3 protein-coding genes are annotated in these 1,278 nt (G+C 77.3%); all 3 read right to left on the reverse strand.

Features of this window, described 5'->3' with window-relative positions; genetic code table 11:
* Positions 1 to 211, reverse strand: a 211-nt coding sequence (locus tag M0638_RS28225) for a hypothetical protein (RefSeq protein WP_248670285.1), incomplete at its 3' end; no start/stop codon positions are given.
* A 79-nt stretch (positions 212 to 290) separates the two neighbouring features.
* Positions 291 to 581 carry a hypothetical protein gene (locus M0638_RS28230; protein ID WP_248670286.1) on the reverse strand — a complete coding sequence of 97 codons (291 nt, stop codon included), beginning with the start codon at positions 579 to 581 and terminating at the stop codon, positions 291 to 293.
* Positions 582 to 584: 3 nt separating this feature from the next.
* On the reverse strand, positions 585 to 1,278 hold a 694-nt coding region (locus M0638_RS28235), incomplete at its 5' end, for a hypothetical protein (protein WP_248670287.1).

Here is a 1,278-nt window from a genome sequence, read left to right on the forward strand (position 1 = left end):
CGAGCAGTTCCCGCAGCGCCGCCACCAGCGCGTCATGCGCGTTCACGGCGCGGACGATGAAGGCGGCGTTGGCCTGATCCTGCTTCACCGGAAGATCCGAGATGCCGCACTCCGCGATCAACTCGCCATTGGAGGTGATCAGCGCAGTCTTGCCGTCCTGATCGATGCTCCACGGCATCGGCGTGTGCTTCGTGCTGCTGCTCTCGCTCATCGTCATCTCCCTCGCCAGGCCACCCGGCCCGCTGCTGCGCGACCCGCCGGCGCGGCGGATCGCGGGGGTGCGGGTCGGGTTAGGGGGAAAGGCGCGCGATCAGCGCGAGGGCGTTCTCGCGGGCCCGCTGCCGGCGCTCGAACCACTCCTGCATGTCGGCCTCGGACAGCGACGTGCTCTTGGCGTCCAGCGGCCGGCGCTCGGTGTGCAGGTACTCGCGCAGCGCGGACAGCAGCTCGTCGTGGTTCGTCTTGAGCCGCACGATCTCGCGCAACAGCGTCTCGTCGCCCGGCTTCTTCTGCCGGCCCTGCATGACGGCGCCCCAGAGTTCGATGGCGTTGGGGCCGGTGTACGCCACAACCTTGCTCATCCCTCACCCCTCCGCGCGGGCGGTGGCGGGGCGGGCGGTGACGCTGTACCGCGCCGCCACGGCGTCGGGGTTCTCGAAGCCGAAAGCCGGCAGGAAGAAGAACGGCTGCCCGCGCGTCTTCATCACCTCGCCGCCCTGGATTTCCATGATGGCCCCGGCGGCGGACCAGGCGGCGCCCCTGGCGGCGGACCAGGCGGCGCCCCCGGCGGCGCCCCAGGCGTCGGCCCCGGCGGCGCCCCTGGCGGCGGCCCTGGCGGCGCCCCAGGCGGCGTCCCCGGCGGCGCCCCTCGCGGCGCCCCTGGCGGCGGCCCAGGCGGCGTCCCCGGCGGCGCCCCTGGCGGCGCCCCAGGCGGCGGCCCAGGCGGCGGCCCAGGCGGCGCCCCTGGCGGCGGACCAGGCGGCGCCCCCGGCGGCGGACCAGGCGGCGCCCCCGGCGGCGTCCCAGGCGGCGCCCCCGGCGGCGCCCCTGGCGGCGCCCCTGGCGGCGGACCAGGCGGCGCCCCCGGCGGCGTCCCAGGCGGCGTCCCCGGCGGCGCCCCTGGCGGCGCCCCTGGCGGCGGCCCAGGCGGCGTCCCCGGCGGCGCCCCTGGCGGCGTCCCAGGCGGCGGCCAACTCCTCCGCCGTCATCGCATCGAGGTGCCGCGCGAACGCCAGGATGATCGGCGCCTGGTCGCCGATGACGCGCTCCGGGTTCGTC

Origin of the sequence: Roseomonas acroporae (assembly GCF_023223525.1) — a bacterium.
Taxonomy (GTDB): domain Bacteria; phylum Pseudomonadota; class Alphaproteobacteria; order Acetobacterales; family Acetobacteraceae; genus Roseomonas_E; species Roseomonas_E acroporae.